Origin of the sequence: Shewanella septentrionalis, assembly GCF_025370265.1 — a bacterium.
Lineage (GTDB): Bacteria > Pseudomonadota > Gammaproteobacteria > Enterobacterales > Shewanellaceae > Shewanella > Shewanella hafniensis.
On record NZ_JAMTCC010000010.1, the window covers coordinates 97,670 to 124,127 of the forward strand.

Below are 26,458 nucleotides of genomic sequence, written 5' to 3' on the forward strand. Positions count from 1 at the left end.
TTGTTTTATATTTATTTAGTTTTTATTTGTGTCTTGCTAAGTATGGGTCGAATTTGCCTATTCGCTCCTTGAGTTTGCGATTGTTTCGGCACTCTGGCGTTTTACATATTTAATCCCTTGCCACAACATGAGCCCAGCAAACACGGCCGCCATCGAAAACCACTGCAACGCATAACCCCAATGTTTTTGCGCCGACAGTGGGAAAGGTTGCCAAGGATGGGGCAATGTGAGGGAAGGTAATTGCTCTGGTTGCAACACGACAGGTAACACTGGGTGCCCTAATACCTTAGCCATTTCGGGCATATTTAAATTTTGAAAGCGAATACTTGTCCCTGTTTCTGCCATTAAAGCTTGGCTCAAGGGATTGATTTGCTTTTGATAAAGCCTGCCTTCGATATTTAATGCCCCGCTTAGGGGAGTGATGTGGGGTAACTCATCCCGATGGGATCCAGCGGCAACAAAGCCTAACTCGACCAGCAACCAAGGTGTTCCAGCTTCCACTTGCAGGGGCTGAAAGGCTAAATAGCCCACTTGACCTTGATAGATTTGATTATCCTGTAGCCAGATTTGTGAGCTCGCGGGCGTCGCCTGTATTTGTAGACGATAACCTGTGACGCTTTCCTTATTTACCTTAAGCTGGAGCTGCTCAAAACTGAGTGGCAATAAGGATTGCCTCGCCTCCATTTGCGCTTGTAGGACGGTTTTTTCTTCACCTCGGGCTAATTGCCATAGACCCAGCTTGACCAAAATCCCGAATACAGCCACAGTCAGTATCAGCAAAAAAACCGTTAATTTATTCAGCAGGACATAAGGATATTGTATGAATACCCTGTTTATTTTTAAGTTGGCCTTAGTTCTGCTGTTGCTGTTTATCATTTTTAATTTAGGTAGAGCCTTGTTTATTATGGTGAAAGGCGGCAACAAAATGCCTATGAGTCGCTATCTTGGTCGCCGGGTGCTCTTCTCTGTGCTCGTTATCCTGCTATTGCTGGTGGCATTAGGGACTGGATTAATCAGCCCCAATCCTACGCCTTACTAAAGCCTTAGAGTACGTAGACGAAAATAAACAAACACAGCCAGACCACGTCCACAAAGTGCCAATACCAACTCCCCGCTTGGAAGGCGAAATGCTTATCTGCGCTAAAGTGCCCCTTCAACACTCTGAAAAACAACACTAATAAGAATACCGTTCCTAGGGTCACGTGCATGCCGTGAAAACCCGTTAGCAGGAAGAAGGTATTGCCATAAATCCCAGAGGTTAAGGTGAGTCCCATTTCCTGATAGGCGTGGATATACTCTTCGGCCTGTAAGGCAAGGAAACCCATCCCTAAGAGTATGGTGATCCCGAGCCAGAGGGTAATGGCGGAACGTTTGCCTTTTTCTAAGCTGACATGGGCAAAATGTAAGGTGACAGAAGAGGTTAGCAGCACAATAGTGTTGATTAATGGCAGACCAGTCCATGGCATAGCCTCGGTTTTTGTCCCATCAGGCGTGGTGATCAATGGCCAAACGGCTTCGAACTGTGGCCAGAGCACTGCGTGGGTCATGGCATTATTCGAGGCGCCGCCGAGCCAAGGCACTGCGACCATGCGGGCGTAGAATAATGCACCGAAAAATGCCGCGAAAAACATCACTTCGGAGAAAATAAACCAGCTCATGCCTTGGCGAAAGGATCTATCCATTTGGTGGGAATAGAGTCCTGTCATGGATTCGTTGATCACGGTTCTAAACCAACCCACTAGCATAAAGAGGATTACGGCGATGCCTGCGAGCAGTATATAGCCGCCACCTGAGGCACCCGATTTGAGTTGTTGTACAAAGCTTCCTGCACCAAAGGCGATTAAAAACAGCCCTATAGCACCAATGATGGGCCAAGCGCTTTGGGCGGGGACATAGTAAGGTTCATGTTTTGTAGTCATTTTGCAGCTCCTTGCTCTAGGGCAGACGCTAACTGCTTGTCGGTAATGTCGTAGAGGGTGTAAGAGAGGGTCAGTGTGTGGATGGACTCAGGTAACTGAGGATCCACAAAGAAAATGAGTGGCAACTCTGCGCTGGTCGAAGCCGCTAAGTGCTGTTGATTAAAGCAAAAACATTCAGTTTTATTAAAATAGGCAGCGCCTTGGCCTGGGGATACCGAAGGTATCGCCTGACCGACCGTGGCTCTGTCTGACACATTGCGTGCCAAAAATGCTGTGTGTATCAGCTCGCCGGGGTGGACTTCGAGCCGCTTGGTTTGCGGCTCAAATTTCCACGGCATACCTGTTTGTACTTGGGAGATAAATTCCACGGTGACAATACGGCTAGTATCGACGGTTATCGCTTGATAACTACTGGCAGTATTGGAGGTTTTACCGTTAATCCCTAGCTTCTCACACAGCACATCGTATAGCGGCACCAGCGCAAACCCAAAGCCAAACATACCGATACAACCCATGACTAATAGGCTGATGAGTTTACGATTTGACTTAGGTTTTTCTGGCTGGCTATGTTTGGTCATTTCATTTCACCTCGGGTGGTGTCGTGAAGGAGTGGTAGGGTGCTGGGCTTGGCAATGTCCACTCTAAACCCTCACTGCCTTCCCAAGGTTTAGCGGGGGCTTTTTCGCCGCCACGGATGCACTTGATCACTAGTACTAAGAAAATCAATTGCGATAAACCGAAGGCAAACCCACCAATAGAGACGATTTGATTAATATCGGCAAATTGAATCGAGTAGTCGGGAATACGCCTTGGCATACCCGCCAGCCCAAGGAAATGCATTGGGAAAAACAGTACGTTGACCGAAATCACCGAACACCAGAAGTGCCATTGTCCCAGTCGTTCGTTGTACATATGCCCCGTCCACTTAGGTAGCCAGTAATAGGCCGCCGCCATGATGGAGAAAATCGCCCCAGTTACGAGCACATAATGGAAATGCGCCACCACAAAATAGGTGTCGTGGTATTGGAAGTCGGCGGGCGTAATGGCGAGCATTAACCCCGAAAAACCGCCAATGGTGAAGAGTATGATAAAGGCCACGGCGAACAACATAGGGGTTTCGAAGCTGAGCGAGCCGCGCCACATAGTCGCCACCCAGTTAAATACTTTCACCCCCGTTGGCACCGCAATCAACATAGTGCAATACATGAAAAACAGCTCGGCAAACACTGGCATACCTGTAGTGAACATATGATGTGCCCACACGAGGAACGACAGAATTGCAATACTCGCAGTTGCATAAACCATTGATGCATAGCCAAATAAGGGTTTGCGACTGAAGGCGGGCACTATGGCTGAGATGATACCAAAGGACGGCAAGATCATGATGTAAACTTCGGGGTGGCCGAAGAACCAGAAGATATGCTGGAACATCACAGGATCGCCACCCCCCGCGGCGTCGAAGAAGCTAGTGCCGAAAAACTTATCGGTCAGCACCATAGTTACAGCGCCCGCAAGTACGGGCATCACAGCGATCAGCAGGAATGCAGTGATAAGCCAAGTCCACACAAACAGCGGCAACTTCATCCATGTCATGCCGGGCGCACGTAAATTCACTATGGTTACAATCACGTTGATTGCGCCCATGATCGAACTTATCCCCATGATATGAATAGAGAACACGAAGAGTGCCGTGCTGTCAGGACTATAAGTGGTAGACAGTGGCGCGTAGAAGGTCCAACCAAAGTTAGGTCCGCCGCCTTCCATAAACAGCGAACTGAGTAGGATGGTAAAGGCGAAGGGTAAGATCCAAAAACTCCAGTTATTCATCCGTGGCAGCGCCATATCGGGCGCACCAATCATCATAGGGATCAGCCAGTTTGCTAGCCCAGTAAAGGCGGGCATTACCGCGCCGAATACCATGATCAGCCCATGGACTGTGGTCATTTGGTTAAAGAAGTTGGGCTCGACCAATTGTAATCCGGGCTGAAACAGTTCAGCGCGGATCACCATGGCCATAGCGCCACCGGTTAAAAACATAATGAAGCTGAACCATAAATACAAAGTACCAATGTCTTTATGGTTGGTGGTTAGCACCCAGCGCATGATGCCCTTTGGCGCACCATGATGATGGTCATCATGGGCTGCGGTTTGATCTTGAGTCGTTGTGCTCATCATAATCCCCTACTGTCCATGGCTTGCGATATCAGCAGGTTGCACTGTATCGCCGGTATTGTTGCCCCAAGCATTGCGCTCATAGGTAATGACTGCTGCGAGTTGCTGTGGGCTGAGTTGTTTGCCAAATGCTTGCATAGCCGTGCCTGTTTTGCCGTGCATCACAATATCGAGATGATTGGCGACGGGCCCAGTGGCGATAGCACTGCCAGCGAGGGCGGGGAAGGCGGGTGGTATGCCAGTTCCCGTCAACTGATGGCAGGCCGCACAAGTGGTGGTGTAGACAGTTTCACCTTCGGCCATCAGTGCCTCATGGGTGAGAGTGGGGAGGCTCGCCGGATCCACTATGGTTGCGGAGTCGACAACTGCTGCGGGCTCAGTTGTAGGTGCGGGAGTTGGGGTCGTATTGGCTGGTGCGGTAGCAGGTGCCTGTGTGCCTGCACTACCGTTCATGTGCTCGTTGACGTCTTTGGCCTGTACAGCATCGCCAGTATTATTGCCCCAAGCATTACGCTCATAGGTAATCACAGCGGCAATTTCTTGTGCAGTCAATTGCTTACTAAAGGCTTGCATAGCCGTACCCGTTTTACCGTTGAGCACAATTTCAAGGTGGCCGCTGAGCGGTCCCGTTGCTATCGGACTGCCTTTGAGGTGTGGGAATACGCCTTGTAACCCCTCGCCATTGGGCTGGTGGCAGGCTGCGCAGTGCCCGAGGTAAACTTGCTCACCTTGGGTCATCAGATCATCTTTGCTAAGGGTCTGTGATAAAGCGGCTTGAGCGGCTTCTGCCGCCGCGCCTGCGGCTTGTTTCTGCTCCGTCACCCAAGCTTCAAACTCGGCTTCGGGTATGGCTTGCACTACGATCGGCATAAAACCATGGTCTTTACCGCAAAGTTCGGCGCATTGACCACGGTAAATACCGGGTTTGTCGATGCGAGTCCAAGCCTCATTGATAAATCCTGGGTTGGCATCTTTCTTCACGGCAAAAGCAGGTACCCACCATGAATGGATGACATCTTCAGAGGTCATCAAAAAGCGGATTTTGCGATTTATCGGCAGAACGAGCGGCTTATCGACCTCCAATAGGTAGTGTTCACCCTTGGTTTCGGTACCGTCGATTTGTGCTCTAGGGGTTGCGAGTATGCTGTAAAAATCAATGTCTTGATCGAAATAGCTGTAATGCCATTTCCATTGGGAACCCGTGACTTTAACGGTCAGATCGGCGTCGCTGGGATCTTCCATCGCAATTAAGGTTTTTGTCGCAGGAATCGCCATTAAGATCAAAATGATAAATGGCAGAATCGTCCAAGCGATTTCAACTTTAGTGCTTTCGTGAAAGTGGGACGCGACAGCGCCTTTGGATTTTCTGTGGTTGATCATGGCGTAAATCATCACGCCAAAGACCACAAGGCCAATGGCGCAGCAGATATACAAGATGGTCATGTGCAAGTGATAAACCTTGCCACTGATCTCGGTTACGCCAGGGGTCATGTTGAACCGCATGTCCGCGGCGGCCAACGGTGGTGCGAATAACACCACGAGTAAACAATACAACAATTGCTTCACAAGACTTCTCCTCTGCCAATTGCGAATAGCAACTACAAAGAAGAGCAACACAGTAAGTCTCAACTCTATGCAAACTCTTCAGTTCCCAAAAAAGCGTTTTTGACTTCAACGTGCGTTGGCGGCTGTTACTTTTAATTAAGTATTGTTACTGCTGGTATTAGCCACGCTGGCACATACGACTGAAATAAATCTGTTCTCTATTTTTAGTGGCATTTTGAACTCGATTACGGCTCGATTTATTTGCCACGGGCGGCGATATATTATCGCCGACTAAATCAACCATACTTGCTGTTTAAATATTGATCAAGATCACTTATTTATCTAATTGTCTGAAAAATTGCCAAAAAAAAGCCTCACATTCATAGGCGAGGCGGCTTTCAAGGTAGAAAAATAAATGAATATTTAATGTACAGCGCTAAAAAAAGATTGTTGGCCGAAGAGATTGCCTTGCTCAATGTGTACGTCGCCATGTAAGTGACTGTTTACGTCTTCAAGCACTATGCCCATGGCGCGGGCACTTTTAGCCACGATTTGCAGGCGACGATTATCGCGTGCATCCAGTGATTGGGTCCAAGTAATAACTGCACTGGACGTACCACTTGTTAAGGCTTTTTCCATCGCCCACAGGGTTTCGACTTCATCTTTAGCGTGCACCAGCAAGACTCTGTCCATACGCACGCCAGCGTTGGCGAGCATTTGTTTGTAGCCAATACTCGGTGGGTTGATGAGCACTAACCAACGACCCTGTTGGCTTAACTGGGCGAGTTGCGCACTCAAATGGATTAACTCTTGGCGGCCTTGAGTCTTAGTTGGCATGCAGGCGATAGGTGCATGGTGCCAGTCATAGTCGGCATCACGGACTTCATCGAGCCACAAGCCCGGATGGCGGGGTGCATTGCCAAGTAGTTTGTTCATAGCCAATCTCCATTACGGATCACACCGACGGCGAGTCCTTCAATTGTTAAACTTTGATAGCCTAAATCCACTTTTATCGGGGAATAGTCTTCATTTTCGGCGTGTAGATAGACCACATTGCCTTTTTTTTCGAAACGTTTAACAGTGACATCGTCGTCGACTCTAGCGACAACCACTTGACCATTTCTAGCTTGTTGTACTTTATGAACTGCCAGCAAATCTCCCTCGAGAATGCCGATATTCTTCATGCTGTCGCCTTTAACCCGCAGTAAAAAATCGGCGGCGGGATGAAACATGCTTGGGTCGACTTGGTAGTACTGTTCAACATGTTCTTGGGCGAGAATAGGTTCGCCAGCAGCTACTTGACCGATAAGCGGTAAACCTGTTTCAGTTACTTCTTCGACTTCCGCAGTCAGACGAATGCCCCGCGATGTGCCTGGCATGATCTCAATGCAGCCCTTTTTCGCCAACGCTTTAAGATGCTCTTCAGCCGCATTGGCGCTCTTAAAACCTAAACGGGTCGCGATTTCTGCCCGAGTGGGTGGCATGCCAGTATCGGCAATATTTCGTTTAATTAGCTCTAAAATTTCAGCTTGGCGTGGCGTCAAAGGTCTCATGGTGTTTCCTGTTTTTCTATACAGTTACTGTTAGTATATACAGTATTATTTGCAGCGCAAGTATTAACCACTTTTTAGCTATGTTGGAGAGAATTAGCGAATATTACCCATAGTCTGGTATTCTACCGGGCTAGTAAACGTACTTAATTGCATAAGAATAATGCCTAAACACGACTCTCTTTGGTTGAAATCATTACGCTGGATCCAAAAACACTTAGTGCACACTATTGTTGTGCCTCAGGATCCCTTTGCCGATCTGAATCTGGATGCCTCCAGACCCCTTGCTTATGTGATGAAAACGGAATCGCTGAGTGACATCGCTGCCTTGAGCGAAATAACGGCTAAGTTAGGACTACCGAGCCCCTATGAGCCTTTAGTGGCAAATGGTGTGATTGCGCCTCGGGTTGTCTGCCTTCAAGGGCGTAAGCCGCTGTTTGGTGAGCGTGCCGGTAACGAGCCTTTCCTCGAATGCTTTATGCGTTTGTTGGCCGTGCATAAGGAGCGCCCTGAATTAGACATTCAACTGGTGCCCGTGAGCCTGTATTGGGGCCGCACGCCAGGAAAAGAAGATGACACTATGAAGGCGGCTGTGTTTGAGCGGGAAAACCCGACTTGGCTGCGCAAATGCTTGATGATTCTATTCTTAGGTCGACATAACTTCGTACAGTTTTCAAATGCGGTATCTCTGCGATACATGGCCGACGAACACGGCACTGACATGGGGATCGCCCATAAGTTAGCGCGGGTCGCGCGGGTGCATTTCCGTCGTCAACGTAAGGTGATGACTGGACCTGTGCTGCCAAATCGCCAAGCACTGTTTCATTCGTTGCTCAAATCCGAGTCGTTGCGTAAAGCGATTCAAGAAGAAGCGGCCAACAAAAAGATTTCTGAGACCCAAGCGCGCGAGACGGCTATTGAGTATCTCGATGAAATCGCTGCAGATTACTCAGATAGCTTAGTGCGTATTGCTGAGCGTTTCTTAACTTGGTTGTGGAACAAGCTTTACAGCGGGATCAACATTAAAGGCGCCGAGCAAGTTCGCCAGTTGCACCATGATGGCCACGAGATTGTCTATGTACCTTGTCATCGCAGCCACATGGATTACCTGCTGTTATCGTATATTTTGTATTATCAAGGCATGGTTCCGCCGCACATTGCTGCCGGTATTAACCTCAATTTCTGGCCCGCTGGACCTATGTTCCGTCGCGGTGGTGCCTTCTTTATCCGCCGTAGTTTTAATGGCAACAAGCTGTATACCGCAGTATTCCGTGAATATTTAGATCAACTGTTTGCTAAAGGTTATTCGGTGGAATATTTCTCCGAAGGCGGCCGCTCACGTACCGGTCGGCTATTGGCGCCAAAAACCGGCATGATCGCTATGACGATGAACAGCGTGCTGCGCGGTATCGAGCGTCCAGTCACGCTAGTGCCTGTGTATTTAGGCTATGACCATGTGATGGAAGTGGCGACGTACCATAAAGAGTTAAGTGGTAAGAAAAAGAAAAAAGAATCTGTGTGGCAGGTGTTTGGTGCGATTCGCAAACTTGGTAATTTCGGTCAAGGTTATGTGAACTTTGGCGAGCCTATAACCCTGCAAAACTTCTTAAATGAGCGTGCGCCAAACTGGCGTACTGAGTTGGCCGATGATCCTGAGCAAAAACCAAGCTGGTTAACACCAGCGGTAAACGTGCTGGCGAATCGAGTGATGACGAATATCAACGATGCGGCGGCGGCGAGTTCGGTGACCTTGACGAGTTTAGTGTTGCTGGCCACAGATCAAAATGCCTTAGAGCGCAGTCTGTTGGAGCGTCAGCTTGATCTGTATCTGACCCTACTCAAAAAAGTGCCTTACACTACTTATACTTCGGTTGCCGAAGGTGATGGTAAGCATTTAGTGCAGCAAGGTTTAGAGCTGAATAAGTTTGTTGTTTGTGCCGATCCTTTAGGTGAAATCGTGTCTATCGAGGCGAGTCAGGCTGTGTCTATGACTTACTATCGTAACAATATTATTCACTTATTTATTGTACCGTCATTAATTGCGAGCTGCTTAACGCATAATGAGCAGATCCCGCGTCAGCAAGTTGTGTCAATCGTTGCCGATTTTTATCCACTGCTGAAAGCCGAACTCTTTATGGGCATTAAAGATGTACCTGCCTATGTCAATCAAGTGCTGGATTTCTTCATTGAGCAAGGGTTAGTGGTTGAGACTGATACCTTAACTGTCGTGCCTGAACACACTAGCCAACTATTATTGTTAGCCAGTTCAGTAAGCGAGACTCTGCAACGCTATGCCATTATCTTCAATCTGTTAGCGAACAGACCTAAGATGGAGCGCTCAGAACTTGAGTCTGAGAGTCATCTACTCGCCCAGCGTTTAGGCGCTTTGCATGGCATTACCGCGCCAGAGTTCTACGATAAGAAACTTTACGGCACCTTGAGCGTTAAGCTCAAAGAATTAGGATATCTAGCGGATAACCAAGATAAGTCCAATATCAATCGCATACGAGATCAAGCCAATAGCTTATTACGTCCGTCAGTGAAACAAACGATAGTGGCGAGTGTCACCGCGGAGCATACAGTTTAATGGCAAATCATATGAATGCGGCTAAGCATAAGCCCGCAGGTAAGTCCTTGCTCGGCGGCGCCATGATTATTGCTGGCACGACCGTAGGTGCTGGGATGTTTTCTCTGCCCGTGGTCGGTGCAGGTATGTGGTTTGGCTATTCGATTTTAATGTTATTGGGCATTTGGTTTTGCATGTTGATGTCGGGCTTATTGCTACTCGAAACCAATTTGCATTTCGAACCGGGTGCTAGCTTCGATACTTTAAGCAAGCAAACCTTAGGGCAGTTTTGGCGGATAGTGAACGGCGTTTCTATCGCTTTCGTGCTGTATATTTTGACTTATGCCTATATCAGCGGCGGTGGCTCGATTGTGAATCACAGCTTGCAGGGCATGGGAATTGAGTTACCGCAAAGTGTAGCAGGGCTGGTGTTTGCCATAGTGTTGGCGAGCATCGTATTGATTAGCACTAAGGCCGTGGATCGCATTACCACGATTATGCTCGGCGGTATGATCATTACCTTCTTCCTTGCAATCGGCAATTTACTGATCGAAATCGATGTGACTAAGTTGCTCGAACCCGATGGTAATAATAGCTTTTCACCTTATCTGTGGGCGGCGCTACCCTTTGGTCTTGCCAGCTTTGGCTACCATGGTAACGTTCCCAGCTTAGTGAAGTATTACGGCAAAGATTCCACCACCATTATCAAGGCGATTTTCGTCGGCACCTTTATCGCGCTGGTGATTTATGCATGTTGGTTAGTGGCGACTATGGGCAATATTCCCCGCAGCCAGTTTATCGATATTATTGCCCAAGGCGGCAATATGGGCGTCTTGGTGGGCGCTTTGTCCGAGGTGATGGCGAGTAGCTGGTTGAACAGTATGTTAACGCTGTTTGCTAACTTGGCCGTGGCTTCATCTTTCTTAGGGGTGACCTTAGGTCTGTTCGATTATCTCGCCGACTTGTTTGGTTTTGACGATTCGCGCTCGGGCCGGATGAAAACCGCGTTAGTGACCTTTGTGCCGCCGACGATTTTAGGATTACTGTTCCCCGACGGCTTCTTGGTGGCGATTGGCTTTGCGGCATTAGCGGCGACAGTGTGGGCGGTAATCGTCCCGGCGCTGATGGCCTATAAATCACGGCAGTTATTCCCCGACAGCACAGGTTTTAGAGTGATAGGCGGTACGCCGCTGATTATTCTTGTTGTGTTATTTGGCATAGTCACGGGTGCTTGTCATCTGCTCGCGATGGCAAATTTACTGCCGCAATATTCCTAATTTTTTTCGATGATTTAAGCCCTCTGCGTGAGGGCTTTTTTGTATTTGGCGATTGAGTTTTAATTCTGCAGATCTTTTTTATCCCGACACTGGACAGAAGTACGAACTCAGACTTAACTCGAATGATTGTAAAAACGAAGGAGCAAATGATGAAAATTACTCAGTACGCACAAGGACATGCATGTTGGGTTGAACTCGCAAGCCACGATTGGCAAGCTGCTAAGACATTCTACCAAGCGTTATTTGGTTGGGATTCAGTTGACATGCCAATCCCAGAAGGTCATTTTTCGCTATTCAATTTAGCGGGAGATGATTTAGGTGCCATGTACCAAATCCCCGAGTCAGAGTCGCAGATCCCTAGCCATTGGCGTGTCTACTTTGCCGTTGATGATATGGATGCCAGCATTGCAGCGATTCAAGCGGCGGGCGGCCAAGTGCACATGGGGCCGCATATTGTGGCTGACGCGGGCGTGATGGCGCAGGTGAGCGATCCACAAGGCGCACGTTTTGCGCTGTGGCAAGCGAAGAATCATATCGGTGCTCGCCGTCAGGGTGAACTCAATACCCTTTGCTGGGTTGAGCTGGCATGTAAAGAACCACGCGCTGAAGAAGCCTTTTACTGCAAAATATTCCCTTGGACTAACTCGCCCAGCGACATGCCGGACATCGAATACTCTGAGTGGCAAGTTGATGGTCAATCCATCGGCGGCATGATGACCATCATGCCCGAATGGGGCGACATCTCTCCCCATTGGCTGCTTTATTTTGCAGTAGCCGATTGCGATGTATTTGCAGAAAAAGCCCAAGTGTTAGGCGCGCAAGTGTGTATTCCGCCCAGTGATATCCCCGATGTGGGCAGATTCTCTGTAATAGCCGACGCCCAAGGCGCCACCTTTGCGGTGATCAAGCTTAATCAGATGTAAGGTCTAGTTATCATTATCCGCAGCAGTGAATTTAATGCTGACGATCTAAAGCGATAGGTTTAGAGGCTAAGTTTAAAGAGGCTAGGTTTAAAGAGGCTAGGTTTAAAGATATGGGGTCTACAACAACTAGGTACACCAGAGCGCACCTAGTTGTTAACTTGCCGCTGAGCTTATTATGTTCTCTGTTCAGCCTTCATTAAACTCCTCATCAAACTTCTATTACACTCTGAATTCACTGACTAAATTATCTAGTTGATGACCTAGCTTGAGTAAGTCGTTCGCCGAGCTCGCTGTTTGATTAACGCCGCCTAAGGTGCGATTTGCACTTTCACTCACGCTGTTAATCGAAATATTGATCTCTTCGACAACCGTCGACTGTTGTTCGGCGGCGTGGGCCATTTGTGAGACTGAGTGGCTGATTGACATGACCATATCCGTTATCGTCGATAGCGCGGCCTCAACCTTAGTCACTTGGATCACGGTTGTACTTGTGGCTTCGCGGCTTTGTCCCATCATAGTGGCCGCCGAGCTTGATCTGTTTTGCAGCGTTTGAATAATCTGCTGAATTTGCTTGGTCGATTCCTGTGTCCGGCTGGCAAGTGAACGCACTTCATCGGCAACCACGGCAAAACCGCGTCCTTGCTCGCCCGCCCGCGCAGCCTCGATGGCGGCATTGAGCGCGAGTAAATTGGTTTGTTCGGCAATCGCACGAATTACATCGAGCACTTCACCTATCTTGTCGCTGTCATTCCTTAACAGTTCTATGGTGTTTGCTGAAGCTTCTACTTTTTCCGCTAATTCCTTCATCGAATGGGTGGCATTAGCGACAATTTCACGGCCGGAGAGAGATTGTTCCCGCGCTTCTTCGGACAGCTTGTTGGCAGTATCAGCACTGGCGGCAACTTCTATGGCGCTTGCCGCCATTTCGGTTATTGCGGAGGCAACCTGTTGAGTCTCATTTTGTTGTGAGCTCATATCTTTGGTCGCGCTATGGGTGACACTGCTGAGTTGAGTCGACGCGCTAACCAGTTGCACTGTGGTGTTTTTTACTTGAGAGACTAACACTTGGATACGCACCACGAAGCGATTGAAATTTTTGGCTAATTGAGCCAATTCATCATGGCCATTTTCAGGTAATCTTTGAGTTAAGTCGGCCTCTCCATCAGCAATTTCATTGAGTAGTGTGACAACTTCACGAATGCTGCTCAGCAGGCTTTGCGTCACAATGAAGGTTATCAGGGCGGCCATAAGGATGGCGATAATCAGGATAATACTGATGAAAGTGATTTTTTGACTGACTTCCTGAGCTGCTTTATCGCCCGCATCAGACAGTGATTTCATCGTGCTATCTTGCAAGTCGGAGGTCATTTCAGCCATTTCAATACCAATCTTATCAAGCTCTACGATAGCGGTATTGCGATTATTTATGGCTTCGACAACGGACTGAGCCGCTTGCTCATATTCTTTAAGGAGTTGATTTGCCTGTTTGACTTGGGATTGATATTCGAGATTTTCGAGTGACGCTGCAAGCTCGTCTATCGCCAGGTGGGTTTTGTTGAGTTCATCTGTGAATCTTTTGGCTTGTTCAGGTTGATTATCGACTAAAAATTTCACCACATAGAGCCTTACTAACAGCAGTTCCCTCAAGGTTTTACCGGCATAAAATGCGCCCCTGACATCCCCGTCATTAAAGGAAGATTGCATGATTTGTGACAGTGTCTTTTCAACATCAGGCCCTTTAATATCGAGTGTTCCTGAAACTAATCGTTCTCTATTTTGCTGATTAACAATTATTTTTCGATTAAAAATGTCAACATATTCGACTTGGTGCTCGCCGATTTGATTGATGAGTTTGATTCTTTCAGGGAAGGAAATGTGCGCTTTAGCTTTTGCAATCATCTCGTGGGCTTTACTACTCTGATTGCTAAAATCTGTGGCGGCTTCTGCTGATCCCGTTTTGACATAGGTCTTTACTGCTAAACGAAGTCGATAAATTTCCTGTAATAAGTTGCTGGTGATCGCACTCTCAGGAGCAAGATCTTCAGTGACTAGTCGCATTCTATTATCGATATCAGTTAGTGCGAAATAACTCGTGAGTCCAAGGGTGATAAGCATTGCCACGAGTAACACTGGCACTATGGCGAGTTTTTTAGTTAATGCGAGTTGGTTTATGGAGAACATGATTGCCCCGAGCTAAAAATGTCTTCCATGGCATTGGTGGATACGATAGAGCCTCTCTATCGCGAGATCTATTTGAGTATAGGTGAGTTATTTCAATGACAAGCCAATGCGGCCGAACATAAACTTTGTTTAATGTAAGTTCGTTGCAACCTTAGGGTGTGAATGGGGTGAAGCGAAATATCTTGTTGGGGTTGTATTTATGGTATTGAATTTAAAATAAATTTATCAGTTTACCTTTTGGGCTGTGGACATGGTCTAAAACCGAGTTGCTGCGGCGAGCTATCCGTTGGTGATTGAATTTGACGGCCGAATTGGGCCGTCATCACTCTTAAGCATTTGCGGGTTTAGAATATTTAATTAGCATTATCAATCATGATTGTCTCAGGGCAGGAGCCTCTGCCTGCCTTGTTAGCTTTGGCGAGTAGGCTAGGCAAGGAGTCTGAGGCTTTAATGACCTCGGGCAAGTTAATGCGGATTTCACTCAGTAATCCCTTGCCACATTCTAGGCTCATTTTAGCGTGAGCACCTTGACCGAAACTGCTATCAAAACTTTGGTTTAACTCACTTTTACTGACACTCTTACCTATGTTGTCATGAATAAATTTTTGTACCCATGCCGAGGCATTGACCGCTTGGGTCAGCTGGGTTGCCAATAAAAAGTACTCGTTAGGGTCTTGGCTACGGCAAGTGCCGTGTTTCCACCATTCGTGGCGTTCTAAACAGGTGCCATATTGGGCGCTTGGCATGACTTCCTCTAAATTTTTGCGCACCGATGGATTCAGTTCAAACTCAGGATAAGTACAGAAATCATTCGGCTGCAGTTTGACTGTGCTGCAATAGCCATAACGTGTGCCGCATTGTTGTTTATTCGGCCACAGCCCGTGCAGGCTGAAGTGTTGCCACTGGCTCGATTCTGGCGTTTGGCTGAGGGCGCGGCATTCGGCTTTGCGGCGGCCATAGAGTTCACAAAAGGTGCTTTGCCAGCTTAATGCCAGCACGTTGGCGTCAAATTCACCGCCGATTCGGCATTGATCTCCTTGACGTTTTTCTGGTGTGCCATGCTCTTTAAGGCCGTCTCGGCTTTTGGCTTTGATATCCGATGCTGTAGTGGTTTGCGCGGGTTCTACCGCCGTTGCAGGTGTCGATACATTACTGCCGGCAACATTGGAAAGATACTGACCACAAGCGCCACTGATCCAACGCATGGGAGACTTCACTGCGTTGGTGCGCACTCGCAGCCAATCAGGTTTGGCGCTGTTGCCGAGGATTTCGAGTACCGGATAGCGCTCACCAATATTGCTCTGCCATTGATCTGGATTCGTCTGCTTATTTTTCGATTGAAATAGCTCACAGCGTTTATCGGCAACGAACTCACCGGGCGCGGCAAAGGCAGGTGCTGCTGAAATGATTAACGCAGCGCATAAACCGAACGCCGCAAGTAACGTACGCGATAGACTTTTAAGGGAAAGTGCTTGCGGCCATATCCGGCTGATGGTTAAACAAAATGACTTGGTCATGTGATGGGATCCTTCCTACGGCAGTGAATTGAGTCAATTCTGTGTGGCACTGAGTCAATGGTACACATAAGCGTTATAAACTAAGAAGCTTATTTTACTCAGAGTATTGTGTGGCACGGTTGCTAAATTAGATTTTTAATCTGATTGAATGAAAAATCCCCTCAAACCTTAATAGCTTGAGGGGATTTTTATGGGTGTTCTCTTGCTGTTAACTTACGTGCGCAGCATCTTTCTTTAATTTACGCGAGTAAATCAGTAGATAGAGTGCGGGCAGGACAAATAGCGACAGTATGGGTGCTGTGACCATGCCGCCGACCATAGGTGCGGCGATTTTTTGCATCACATCGTTACCCGAACCCGCGCCCCACATAATGGGCAGCAGGCCGAAGAAGATGGTTGCGACTGTCATCGCTTTGGGGCGGATCCGCATGACAGCGCCTTCAATTAAGGCTTCTTTCAAGTCATTGACGCTGTAGTAATTATCTTGTTCTTGCCTGTGCCTGATGGCGTTATTGAGATACACCAACATCACCACCCCAAACTCGGCGGCGACGCCCGCTAAGGCAATCATACCGACGGCGACGGCCACTGATATGTTGTAATCCAGCAGATACAACAACCAAGTGCTGCCGACCAATGCGAAGGGTAGGCTGAGCATAATAATGCTGGCCTGAATGGTGGAGCCGAAGGTCAGCATCAGCAGGATGAAGATCACGGCTAACGCCATAGGGATTACTTGCTTAAGTTTGGCATCGACCCTTTGCATATATTCGTACTGGCCCGCAAAGCTATAACTGTAACGCGGTGGGACGACGAGTTCGGTATCTAAGGCGGTTTTCGCGGTGGCGATATACTCACCGATAGAGGTGCCCTCGATATCGATAAACACCCAAGAGATTAAACGGCCATTTTCACTCTTTAACATAGGCGCGCCATCGTTAATTTCGATGTCGGCCAAGTTACGCAGCGGCAGATAATGCCCCGACTTAGTGATCACGGGCAGCTCGCGCAGCTTCTCAATATTGTCGCGCAGCTCACGGGGATAACGCAGGTTGATTGGATAACGTTCGGCGCCTTGTACCGACTCACCAATATCCATACCGCCAATGGCATAACGCACCACATCTTGAATATCTTGCAACGTCATACCGTAACGTGCGGCCACATCCAGTTTCGGACTGATATCGATATAACGGCCGCCGCCACTGCGTTCGGCGTAGGCCGATTTGGTGTGTGGCACTTTGCTTAAAATAGCCTCAATCTTAGTGCCTATGCTTTGCAGTTCGTTGACATCGGCCCCGGTGATCTTAATGCCGACTGGGGTTTTGATCCCCGTCGAGAGCATGTCGATACGGGTTTTGATGGGTTGCACCCAAGCATTGGTGAGTCCCGGTACTTTTACGGTTTGCTGTAGCTGGGCAATGATGCCGTCCAGCGTCATGCCTTCACGCCATTCGTCATGGGGTTTAAGCATGATAGTGGTTTCAAGCATGGTCAGCGGCGCCGGATCGGTCGCGGTTTCGGCGCGGCCTACCTTGCCAAACACGCGGGCCACTTCGGGCACGGTTTTGATTAAACGGTCGGTTTGCTGCAGCACCTCGGCGGCCTTGCTGGCACTGATGCCGGGTAATGCCGTTGGCATGTAGAGCAAATCGCCTTCTTCGAGTGCGGGCATAAACTCGCTGCCCATGCGGGTCATAGGATACCAAGCGCTGGCCAGCGCGATTAACGCTAACATCAGGGTGACTTTAGGGAATTTCAGCACCAGTTTTAGTGAAGGTTGATAAATCGCGATCAAGAAACGGCTGATGGGATTGCTACGTTCGCTGGGGATTTTGCCGCGAATAAAGTAACCCATCAAAATCGGCACTAAGGTGATCGATAAAAAGGCCGCCGCTGCCATGGCGAAGGTTTTAGTGTAGGCCAATGGCGCGAATAATCGACCTTCCTGCGCCTCGAGCGCAAACACAGGTACAAAGCTTAAGGTAATAATAATTAATGAGAAAAATAACGCAGGGCCGACTTCAATCGACGCTTCGGTGACGATACGCCAATGCTCTTTCGTATCGGGTTCGCGATCATGATCCGCTTTAAAATGCTCTAAATGTTTGTGCAAGTTTTCGATCATCACAATCGCGCCGTCCACCACGGCGCCGATGGCAATGGCGATGCCGCCAAGGCTCATGATATTGGCGTTAACACCCATTTTATTCATCACAATAAAGGCGATTAGGATAGATAGCGGCAGGGTGATCACGGCCACGAGTGTGGAGCGCGCATGCAGTAAAAACAGCAAGCAGACTAAGCCGACCACCAACATTTCTTCGACGACCTTGCTAAACAAGTTGTCGACGGACTTAAGGATCAAGTGAGATCTGTCGTAGGTGGGGATAATCTCAACTCCATCGGGCAGGCCGGCTTTGAGTTCTTCGAGTTTTGCTTTCACCGCATCAATTGTCGCTAGGGCGTTTTCGCCGTAACGCATCACCACAATTCCGCCAACGACTTCACCTTCACCGTCGAGTTCGGCTATGCCGCGGCGTGAGGCTGGGCCTTTACGCACAGTGGCAACATCTTTGAGGGTTAAACCTGTGCCAGAAGGACTGGTGATACCAAGGGGGATTTCACGAAAATCCTCTAGCGTCTGGCGATAGCCTTTGGCGCGCACCATGTACTCGGCTTCGGCCATCTCGATCACTGAGCCGCCCGCTTCGCTGTTCGCTTTGTCTATGGCTTGTTTAATGGTGGCGATATCGAGCTTATAGATCGCCATTTTATCGGGCTCGAGCACTATCTGATAGGTTTGCTCCATGCCGCCGACGGTGGCGACTTCAGACACGCCTGCCACGCTTTGCAGCTCTAGCTTGAGATACCAATCCTGCAGACTCTTGAGTTGCGATAAATCTAAATTGCCGGAGCGATCGACTAGCGCATATTCATACACCCAACCGACACCAGACGCATCTGGGCCGAGGGAAGGTTGCACATTTTGTGGCAAACGGCTGCTGATCTGACTCAGATACTCGAGTACCCGCGAGCGCGCCCAGTAGATGTCGGTACCATCTTCAAAAATCACATACACATAGGAGTCGCCGAACATGGAATAGCCACGTACCGTTTTGGCGCCGGGTACGGCTAACATGGCGGTCGACAAGGGGTAAGTCACTTGTTCTTCAACCAATTTTGGCGCTTGACCTGGGTAAGGGGTTTTAATGATCACTTGTACGTCGGATAAATCCGGCAGCGCATCAAGCGGCGTTTTGCGCAGCTCCTGTACGCCCCAAACAGTGATCATGATGGCGATAATCAGCACCATCAATCGCTGCCTGATTGACGCTTCGATAATATATTTCAACATAACGCGCTCCTAGTGCTGATGACCGCTGCTTAAACGCATTAAGCTGCCCTTGAGACTGGCTTCGGAGTCGAGTAAGAATTGCCCCGAAATCACCACCCGTTCACCTTCATTCAGGCCTGAAATAATCTCGGCTTTACCTTGGCTCATCATGCCGACTGTGACTGCCTTGGCGGTAAAGCTGTCATCGGCTTGTTTGACGATCACGCGGTTTTCTTTACCCGTCTGAATTAAAGCTTCCTGCGGGATCACGAGCACATCTTTATTCGGGCCACCGAATAGAGAGACTTTCGCGAGGGTTTTAGGTCTTAAATCTACGTCGGCATTGTTGAGAACCACTCGTACTCGCAGGCTGCGAGTGACTGGGTCAAGCTCAGGGTATATGTAATCGATCGTGCCTTCGATGCCGCTGATATTCATAGCGGGAACGGCAATTTCGGCCTTCTGACCTTTGGCAATCCAGCTTTGCTCGTTCTCAAAGACGTCGGCAATCACCCAAACTTTGGAGAGATCCACTAGGGACATGACTTCGGTCGAAGGCTGAATGTACATGCCATCACGAATGTCGAGGGCTTTCACTATGCCGTCTTCTTTGGCGTAGAAAGGTACTCGATATTGGGTTTGATGTGACTCTGCTAATTGTTTGATTTGCCTGTCGTTAAAACCGAGGAAAGATAAGCGTAAGCCCGCATTGCGCACCAAATCTTTGTAGCGGCCTTGGCCGTTTGCTTTGGCGGTGTCCATCGCAAGCAGGTAGTCATCTTGGGCGTTGATTAAATCGGGGGAATAGATCTCGTAGATCAGTTGATCTTTCTTAACGGTATCACCCACGGATTTGATCATCAGTTTTTCAATCCAGCCAGTAACGCGGGCATGGATATGGGTGATTTGGCTTTCGTCATAGTCGATTTGACCGACGGTTTCGACAAATTTCCACAGTGTGTCGCGTTCAACCTTGGCCACCTTTAACGCCAACGCTTGCTGCATGCTGCCGGATACATTGATGTTGATTTCTTGGGTATTACCGCCCGTTTCGACCTTTTCTAAGTTCATACTGCAGATAGGGCAAGTGCCGGGTACATCACTGATAATGTGGGCATGCATAGGGCAAACGTACTTGATTGTTGTCACATGATTTTGGGCTTTAACTAAACTGTCGGCCTTAGGTGTTGGGGTATCGAATACCTGACTCGCAGCTTTGGCGGCAGAGGTTTGCCCATGCTCAGAGGCTTGATGATCTGCGGCTTGATGCTGTGCATGCTTGGCCGTAGGGTTCGCGGCATCAAGTTTCTCAACCAAAAACATATTGCACTTAGGGCAGCGACCGGGCTCATGGCTGATCACTTCGGGATGCATAGGACAGGTGTAGGTTTTCACTTGATTTAACGGATTATTCTTTGGCGCAGTTGCAGAATTTACTGCCGCTTCGGTCGCAACGGGTTCTTGTGTGTTCGCTAACTGGGCATGGCTCAACCAAGGCGTACTGATGAGTAAGCTACTCAAGATCAGTACGGCCTTAGGGGCCTGCTTTTTTACTGTATTAAATTGGTTCATATGCCTCATCTCCAGCCTAGCTTAGTGGTGTTCGTGCGCGTTGTGCATCGTACCTTCAGCTGTTTTTACTTCCTTCGCTTTTGGCTCTAAATCCATACCACATTTAGGACAGGAATCGCCTTTAGTGCCTGTCACTTCGGGGTGCATAGGGCAAACATAGGTTTGTGCTTGTTGCTGCGGATTTGCATTGTCGTGTTGATGTTCGTGCGGCGTAGCCGTGGCAAACACGTTAGTGCTGGTCAGCAAGAATGCAATTAAGGCGAGATTAGTTAGGGTTTTCATATTATTCACTCCATCGGATTAACGGCCGAATATGAGCGCATAAACGTCTGTGAGCACGGCAGATCAAAGCGGTTCGCTTCGATAGACGGATTAATGCCACAACTTGGCATTCGGCTCAGTTATCAACGTTTTGCTAGACTCGGGTGCACGATTTAATGATAAGGCACCACAATAAACGGCTAATTTGGGTGTTAGCTTAGGGCTAACTGGATTGTCGTTTTAGCTTGGCTTCTTTAAGGGCGATTTGCCCATTAAGCGCAAAGTAGGCCTAGGCTATCGGTGGTTTAAAGGCCGAAGACAAAGAGATCGAGTGGAAATGAGGCATAGGAGTGGCCATTGCAGTATCGCTCATGCTCACACTTGGCCAGAGGTGTGGGCTGAATAGAGTGCCAGCGACTGAAATCGTCAAACAATGACCACAATCATTTGAACATGATGTGGTGCCATCACAGCAATGCTGTTTCGCGCCGGGAAGCATTTTATCGTTGCAGCAATCCGCGTTGGCCATTGAATGTGAGTCAGAAGGGTTCTCAGTGTTCATCTGCATCATGGCAGCATGGTGCATTTGGGAGGAAGCTTCATGATTCATCGCACTCATATCCATAGTGTGTGGCACCATGGCGTGACCATTAGACACAACACTTTGCCCGACGAGTGCGAGTAAAGTGAACATGACTAAAAAGTAACGACCGAGTGTGTGATGCATAAGTATTCCAAATGATGAACGGCTCGATTCTAGCATAGAGGCATTATGCTGTAATGATTTAACTCACATTTCAGCACATGCCTCAAATTAAATATTTTGCTTATCTAAATTAGAATGCAGGATTGCTGACGAGCATTTTCGCCATCAGTTGACTGTGGTTTTGCAATGGGTATTCGCCTGCTTTGTCACCATTAATACTGAGTTGAATCGTTGGATATTTAATAAATTGACGCGCTTCAGCTTCAGTCATTATTTTGGGCTGGGTGATTTGGTAGCTATCACTCGCCTTCACATCCAGCACTAAGTAAAGCGGCGCTGATTTAACCCAGTTGCCACTATCATCGGCGCGATAATTAAAAATATCCTGATATTTTAGCTCGAGCAGTACTTTCCCGGCGGAGAGTTGGATAGGTTTAAAGGGTGTCGCTGGCACACCATTGATACTGATCACACTGAGCGCATCTGTGCTTTTTAAGCTGGCGGCTGTAACTGTGGTGCTACTTAATAAGGCGCCGATAACGAAAGTTAGGCCTAGTAAGCTTTTGTTCAATAAAGTGGTTTTCATAATAAACTCCAAAAATTCTCAGTACCTCGTTGCGGTGCGGATATGCAGCGGCGCAATCAAAGGTGTTTAGTCGGTTTTACGTTGTAAAAAACGATAGACGTTACAGCGAATTGGAGGTGGGAGGCGGCGTAGTGAGTCCAAGATCGGCAGTTTGCATCGCCCAGCCTTGTATGGCAATACGCTTGCTTGCTGGGTTGGCGAAGGCCAGTTCTAGTACTGCAGGCTCAAGGTAAAGTGATGATAGGCAATGGGTTTGACAATGACTTGTCATACTATCTTGGCAGTGTTGCAAGCAATCGGATGCAGAACAATCTGGCATGGTGCAGTTCATTTCTGCATCCATTATCAGCATGGTTTGACTGCTGTGGCCATTGGTGTTGGCTGAAGTTGGCATAGCACTCACCATCGCCGATTGGGCGATTAGCGAAAATAACACTGCTATGGTGATCCAAAATTTAGCCATGATAACTTGGGAAATTGATTGCTTACCCTTAGAGACCTTAGTTAGCCCGATAAAGTTTCATATCGCGTTCAATTTTTTAATTTCTAATGATTTATTTCCTGGCCACTTCTAATAATTAAACAAAACGTCGATTAGATCACATTTCTATTTTCTAGAAATGATTTGATAGTTATTGATTCTCAAAGGGGAAATTCCATCGCGATAATCGCTAACTTGCGATTATGGGATGATTGCATTAGCTTTAGTTAAAGTGCATTGCAGCTCAGCTAGCGGTTTTTACCAAATGTCGTCCTAATAGTTAGAGCTAAGTCTCATTTTGCGCTTTTAAGGTTAATTTAATCGGCAAATTTCGGCTTAAAATCAAATTTCTAATAAATGAAAGAACATAAACTAGTCTTATAAAAACTAATTTTGACAATTTTTGGAGATAGAGTGATGAACTGGCGTGCACTATTTAAACCTAGCGCAAAATATTCAATCCTGGCGCTACTGGTCGTCGGTATTGTTATCGGTGTTGTGGGCTACTTCGCAACCCAAACAACCTTACATGCAACCAGCCAAGACGCATTCTGTATGAGCTGCCACAGCCAGCATTCATTGAAAGATGAAGTGATGGCGTCTGCCCACGGCAATAACCGTGTGGGTATCGTGGTTCAGTGTCAGCAATGTCACATCGCACAGGAACCATTCCAATACCTGAAGAAAAAGATCATCGTTTCTAAGGACGTTATTGGTTTCTTAACTATCGATGGCTTTAACACGCAAGCATGGTTAGATGAAAACCGTAAAGAACAAGCTGAATTAGCGCGTGATTACCTACGTGCAATCGATTCTTCAACCTGTCAAAACTGTCACAACCGTATTTATGAAAACCAATCAGAAAATATGAGCAAAATGGCAGTGAGAATGCACAGCAATAACTTCAAGAAAGCCCCAGAAGACAGAAAAACCTGTATCGACTGTCACAAAGGCGTCGCTCACCCTTACCCTAAAGGATAAGGTTTAACGATTAACTTGCGTTATCGTTAGTCATTAAAAAGCCCTCTGTTGAGGGCTTTTTGCTGTCTGAGTGCCTGACGGTGTCTAAATGTTAGGTTAACTCGCTGGAGTCATCACTTTTTGTCGATAAGCTAACAGGCTAAAAATACCGAAGATAAATACTTGCAGATAATCAAGCTTTGTTAATGGCAGTAAGGTCTTAAATAGCATGTGGAAAATGGCCACTTGGAAGCAGTGCATCATGCAGGTTATGCCAAACAGGATATTCAAAATAATCGCCACATTACCTTCAAATGACATAACCAAGTTGTAGGCCATCATCAACCAAGCGATGAGGGTAATGGCTTTACCTAGGTTAATCAGCAAGGGCATGGCTTTCATCTTCGATAGGCTCGGCAGTGTTTTCGGCTTGATATTGATATAAGCGGTAACTCACTTGCCCCGCATTCTTTTCTTTCAAGGCGTGCCAGCAAGGTGGAATGGCCAATTGGGTTAATTCAGATTCGATCTCGACATAAATCAGCGCGCCATCATTGAGCCAAGCTTGAGTATCGAGCAGTTGAATGGTTTTTTCTGCCAATCCCTTGCGAAAGGGAGGGTCGATAAATACCACATCAAAACCTTGCTCGCAGCCCCTTTGCAACACCACTAAGGTATCGGCGTTGAGCACTTCGGCCTTGTCGCATTTAAGGGTTTGCAGATTTTCTTTTAATTGCATGGCTGCGCCGCGTTGCAACTCGATAATCTTGGCGAAACTGGCATAGCGAGATAGGGCTTCGAGGGCTAGAGCGCCGCTGCCGCCGAAACAGTCGAGCACTCGCGCATTAACTAAGTCATTGGCAAGCCAGTTAAACAGGGTTTCGCGCACTCTGTCTGTTGTCGGGCGTAAACCTTCGAGATCTTGAATAGGTAAACGACGCGAACGCCATTGGCCCGCGATGATCCGCACTTGACCGCTACCGGGTTTATTTTTGGCTGTTGGACTTTTGGTCACATTATTTTTGACCGTTCGATTCTTAACCAAAGTGCCCCCGTGATTTTGCCTGAAGAAAGAAAGTGGTAGACTATGCCACCTTAATAAAGGCCACTATTTTATATCAAAGTCTCACTAAAAGGTGAGAAGGCTGAGTGAGCTTAGCTAATTGCCGACTTTTTGGGCGTAATTGCCGAGGCAATCTGGTATAACATCAGGGTCTTATTCAAAATTAAACACTGAAGTAGAGCGCTGGAATCACACATGGCAAAGAAAGGTTTTTTCTCCTGGTTTCGTAAAGATAAGTCACAAGATGAGGTCGTCGCTGAAACTCCAGTTGTTACTCCAACACCAGACACTGAAGCAGCAGAGCGTTTAGAACAGGAACGCGCAGAGGCGCAACGTTTAGCTGCTGAGGCAGAGGCTCAAGCGGCCGCAGAAAAGCTGGCAGCAGAACAGTTAGAAGCGGAACAACTTGCGAAAGTGCAAGCCGAGCGTATTGCTCAAGAACAAGCACAAATCGAAGCTCAACGTTTAGCAGAACAACAAGCCGAAGCGGCACGACTGGCGGCAGCGCAGCTAGAAGCTGAACAACTTGCAGCAGATAAGTTAGCCGCTGAACAAGCTGCTGCAGAGCAATTAGCCCAAGCCAAGGCTGAAGCCGAGCGTATTGCTCAAGAGCAAGCACAAATCGAAGCCCAACGTTTAGCCGAGCAACAGGCCGAAGCGGCACGACTGGCTGCAGCTCAGTTAGAAGCTGAACGAATCGCAGCTGAACAAACCGCAGCCGAGGAAGCTGAACGTGCTCGTGTTGCCGCCGAACAAGCTGCCGCTGAAGCGTTAGCTGCTGAGCAACTGGCTGCAGAGCAATTAGCACGTGAGCAAGCAGAGGCGTTAGTGCAACAACAAGCCGAAGCTCTGCAACCCGCTGAGCCTGTTGTTGAATTGCAGCCAGAGCCGCAGGCGAGACCCGTTAAGGAAGGGCTATTTGCTCGTTTGAAACGTGGCTTGATGCGTACCAGCGAGAATATTGGCAGTGGTTTTATCGGCCTGTTCCGCGGCAAGAAAATTGATGACGATCTGTTTGAAGAACTCGAAGAACAGTTATTAATCGCTGATGTTGGCGTCGAAACGACCACGCGTTTGATCAAGAATTTGACTGAGCATGCCTCACGTAAGCAGCTTAAGGATGCCGAAGCTTTATATGACTTGCTACGGGAAGAAATGCAGAAGACGCTCGATCCTGTCGCAATTCCGTTAGTGCCAGACAATGCAAATGGCCCATTTGTGATCTTAATGGTCGGCGTTAATGGTGTGGGTAAAACCACTACTATCGGCAAATTAGCCAAACAATATCAGAGCCAAGGTAAGTCAGTTATGTTAGCCGCGGGCGATACCTTCCGTGCAGCTGCGGTAGAACAGTTACAGGTTTGGGGTCAACGTAATGATATTACTGTGATTGCCCAACATACGGGTGCCGATAGTGCCTCTGTACTGTTCGATGCTTTGCAAGCGGCTAAAGCCCGTAAAGTGGATGTGTTGATCGCTGACACTGCGGGTCGTCTGCAAAACAAAGCGCACTTGATGGAAGAATTGAAGAAAGTGGTGCGAGTGATGAAAAAGCTCGACCCTGATACGCCACATGAGGTCATGCTGACACTCGATGCGAGCACGGGACAAAATGCGATTAGCCAAGCGCAATTATTCCAAGAAGCCGTAGGTGTAACGGGTATTACCATCAGCAAGTTAGACGGAACGGCGAAGGGCGGCGTGGTGTTTGCGATTGCCGACAAGTTTAATATTCCGATCCGTTACATAGGCGTGGGTGAGCAAATTGATGATTTGCGTACCTTTAATTCGAAAGAATTTATCGATGCCTTGTTCACTCAAGAAAAAGCGGATAGCTAATTT

23 protein-coding genes are annotated in these 26,458 nt (G+C 48.0%); 6 read left to right on the forward strand and 17 right to left on the reverse strand.

Annotated features, from left to right (window positions below):
- Positions 1 to 57 precede the first annotated feature (57 nt).
- Positions 58 to 822: an SURF1 family protein gene (locus NE536_RS07720; RefSeq protein ID WP_261272367.1), complete on the reverse strand. Its 765-nt coding sequence runs from the start codon at positions 820 to 822 to the stop codon at positions 58 to 60.
- On the opposite strand from NE536_RS07720, the gene NE536_RS07725 reads away from it, so the two are divergent.
- On the forward strand, positions 821 to 1,039 hold the full coding sequence (locus NE536_RS07725; RefSeq protein ID WP_261272340.1) for a DUF2909 family protein: 219 nt from the start codon (positions 821 to 823) through the stop codon (positions 1,037 to 1,039). The two genes, NE536_RS07720 and NE536_RS07725, sit on opposite strands and share 2 nt — an antisense overlap.
- A 4-nt stretch (positions 1,040 to 1,043) precedes the next feature.
- Here the strand turns inward: NE536_RS07725 and NE536_RS07730 are convergent, their stop codons facing one another.
- From NE536_RS07730 to lexA, 6 genes are all read right to left on the reverse strand, one after another.
- Positions 1,044 to 1,919 carry a cytochrome c oxidase subunit 3 gene (locus tag NE536_RS07730; protein ID WP_261272341.1) on the reverse strand — a complete coding sequence of 292 codons (876 nt, stop codon included), beginning with the start codon at positions 1,917 to 1,919 and terminating at the stop codon, positions 1,044 to 1,046.
- Positions 1,916 to 2,497 carry a cytochrome c oxidase assembly protein gene (locus NE536_RS07735; protein WP_261272342.1) on the reverse strand — a complete coding sequence of 194 codons (582 nt, stop codon included), beginning with the start codon at positions 2,495 to 2,497 and terminating at the stop codon, positions 1,916 to 1,918. The genes NE536_RS07730 and NE536_RS07735 overlap by 4 nt, the downstream gene beginning before the upstream one ends.
- Position 2,498: 1 nt before the next feature.
- Positions 2,499 to 4,091: a cytochrome c oxidase subunit I gene (gene ctaD / locus NE536_RS07740; protein WP_261272343.1), complete on the reverse strand. Its 1,593-nt coding sequence runs from the start codon at positions 4,089 to 4,091 to the stop codon at positions 2,499 to 2,501.
- A 9-nt stretch (positions 4,092 to 4,100) separates the two neighbouring features.
- Positions 4,101 to 5,657, reverse strand: a complete 1,557-nt coding sequence (gene coxB, locus NE536_RS07745) for a cytochrome c oxidase subunit II (protein WP_261272344.1) — start codon at positions 5,655 to 5,657, stop codon at positions 4,101 to 4,103.
- 402 nt (positions 5,658 to 6,059) lie between these two features.
- Positions 6,060 to 6,572, reverse strand: coding sequence for a cell division inhibitor SulA (locus NE536_RS07750; protein WP_261272345.1), 513 nt, complete (start codon positions 6,570 to 6,572; stop codon positions 6,060 to 6,062).
- Positions 6,569 to 7,189, reverse strand: coding sequence for a transcriptional repressor LexA (gene lexA / locus NE536_RS07755; protein WP_006084613.1), 621 nt, complete (start codon positions 7,187 to 7,189; stop codon positions 6,569 to 6,571). The genes NE536_RS07750 and lexA overlap by 4 nt, the downstream gene beginning before the upstream one ends.
- Positions 7,190 to 7,349: 160 nt before the next feature.
- Here lexA and plsB point away from each other — a divergent pair, with 160 nt between their 5' ends.
- From plsB to NE536_RS07770, 3 genes are all read left to right on the forward strand, one after another.
- On the forward strand, positions 7,350 to 9,773 hold the full coding sequence (gene plsB, locus NE536_RS07760) for a glycerol-3-phosphate 1-O-acyltransferase PlsB (RefSeq protein ID WP_006079610.1): 2,424 nt from the start codon (positions 7,350 to 7,352) through the stop codon (positions 9,771 to 9,773).
- Positions 9,773 to 11,029 (forward strand): tryptophan permease, encoded by a 1,257-nt coding sequence (gene mtr / locus NE536_RS07765; protein WP_259506808.1) that lies wholly within the window; start codon positions 9,773 to 9,775, stop codon positions 11,027 to 11,029. Before plsB ends, mtr begins: the two co-directional genes overlap by 1 nt.
- 149 nt (positions 11,030 to 11,178) lie before the next feature.
- The gene (locus NE536_RS07770) at positions 11,179 to 11,952 is read left to right on the forward strand and encodes a VOC family protein (protein ID WP_261272368.1); all 774 of its coding nucleotides are present in this window, start codon (positions 11,179 to 11,181) and stop codon (positions 11,950 to 11,952) included.
- Positions 11,953 to 12,171: 219 nt separating this feature from the next.
- Here the strand turns inward: NE536_RS07770 and NE536_RS07775 are convergent, their stop codons facing one another.
- From NE536_RS07775 to NE536_RS07810, 8 genes are all read right to left on the reverse strand, one after another.
- Entirely contained in the window at positions 12,172 to 14,133 is a 1,962-nt protein-coding gene (locus tag NE536_RS07775; protein WP_261272346.1) for a methyl-accepting chemotaxis protein, read from the reverse strand.
- Between the two features lie 353 nt (positions 14,134 to 14,486).
- Positions 14,487 to 15,650 carry a ribonuclease T2 gene (locus NE536_RS07780; RefSeq protein WP_261272347.1) on the reverse strand — a complete coding sequence of 388 codons (1,164 nt, stop codon included), beginning with the start codon at positions 15,648 to 15,650 and terminating at the stop codon, positions 14,487 to 14,489.
- Between the two features lie 208 nt (positions 15,651 to 15,858).
- Positions 15,859 to 19,008: an efflux RND transporter permease subunit gene (locus tag NE536_RS07785; RefSeq protein ID WP_261272348.1), complete on the reverse strand. Its 3,150-nt coding sequence runs from the start codon at positions 19,006 to 19,008 to the stop codon at positions 15,859 to 15,861.
- Between the two features lie 9 nt (positions 19,009 to 19,017).
- Entirely contained in the window at positions 19,018 to 20,559 is a 1,542-nt protein-coding gene (locus NE536_RS07790) for an efflux RND transporter periplasmic adaptor subunit (protein ID WP_261272349.1), read from the reverse strand.
- Positions 20,560 to 20,580: 21 nt separating this feature from the next.
- The gene (locus tag NE536_RS07795; protein ID WP_261272350.1) at positions 20,581 to 20,841 is read right to left on the reverse strand and encodes a heavy metal-binding domain-containing protein; all 261 of its coding nucleotides are present in this window, start codon (positions 20,839 to 20,841) and stop codon (positions 20,581 to 20,583) included.
- A 268-nt stretch (positions 20,842 to 21,109) separates the two neighbouring features.
- Positions 21,110 to 21,547 carry a hypothetical protein gene (locus NE536_RS07800; RefSeq protein ID WP_246604415.1) on the reverse strand — a complete coding sequence of 146 codons (438 nt, stop codon included), beginning with the start codon at positions 21,545 to 21,547 and terminating at the stop codon, positions 21,110 to 21,112.
- 109 nt (positions 21,548 to 21,656) lie between these two features.
- The gene (locus NE536_RS07805) at positions 21,657 to 22,112 is read right to left on the reverse strand and encodes a DUF2057 domain-containing protein (protein ID WP_261272351.1); all 456 of its coding nucleotides are present in this window, start codon (positions 22,110 to 22,112) and stop codon (positions 21,657 to 21,659) included.
- Between the two features lie 100 nt (positions 22,113 to 22,212).
- Positions 22,213 to 22,575 (reverse strand): hypothetical protein, encoded by a 363-nt coding sequence (locus tag NE536_RS07810; protein ID WP_261272352.1) that lies wholly within the window; start codon positions 22,573 to 22,575, stop codon positions 22,213 to 22,215.
- A gap of 435 nt (positions 22,576 to 23,010) precedes the next feature.
- On the opposite strand from NE536_RS07810, the gene NE536_RS07815 reads away from it, so the two are divergent.
- Positions 23,011 to 23,574, forward strand: a complete 564-nt coding sequence (locus NE536_RS07815; protein WP_006079625.1) for a NapC/NirT family cytochrome c — start codon at positions 23,011 to 23,013, stop codon at positions 23,572 to 23,574.
- Between the two features lie 96 nt (positions 23,575 to 23,670).
- Here NE536_RS07815 and NE536_RS07820 read toward each other — a convergent pair whose 3' ends face one another.
- Both NE536_RS07820 and rsmD read right to left on the reverse strand, forming a co-directional pair.
- Positions 23,671 to 23,955 carry a DUF1145 domain-containing protein gene (locus tag NE536_RS07820; RefSeq protein ID WP_261272353.1) on the reverse strand — a complete coding sequence of 95 codons (285 nt, stop codon included), beginning with the start codon at positions 23,953 to 23,955 and terminating at the stop codon, positions 23,671 to 23,673.
- Positions 23,930 to 24,598 carry a 16S rRNA (guanine(966)-N(2))-methyltransferase RsmD gene (gene rsmD / locus NE536_RS07825; RefSeq protein WP_006079628.1) on the reverse strand — a complete coding sequence of 223 codons (669 nt, stop codon included), beginning with the start codon at positions 24,596 to 24,598 and terminating at the stop codon, positions 23,930 to 23,932. Before rsmD ends, NE536_RS07820 begins: the two co-directional genes overlap by 26 nt.
- A gap of 213 nt (positions 24,599 to 24,811) precedes the next feature.
- Between rsmD and ftsY the strand changes: the two genes are divergently transcribed.
- Complete coding sequence (gene ftsY / locus NE536_RS07830) at positions 24,812 to 26,455, forward strand: signal recognition particle-docking protein FtsY (RefSeq protein WP_261272354.1); 1,644 nt, start codon at positions 24,812 to 24,814, stop codon at positions 26,453 to 26,455.
- The last annotated feature ends 3 nt before the right edge of the window (positions 26,456 to 26,458 follow it).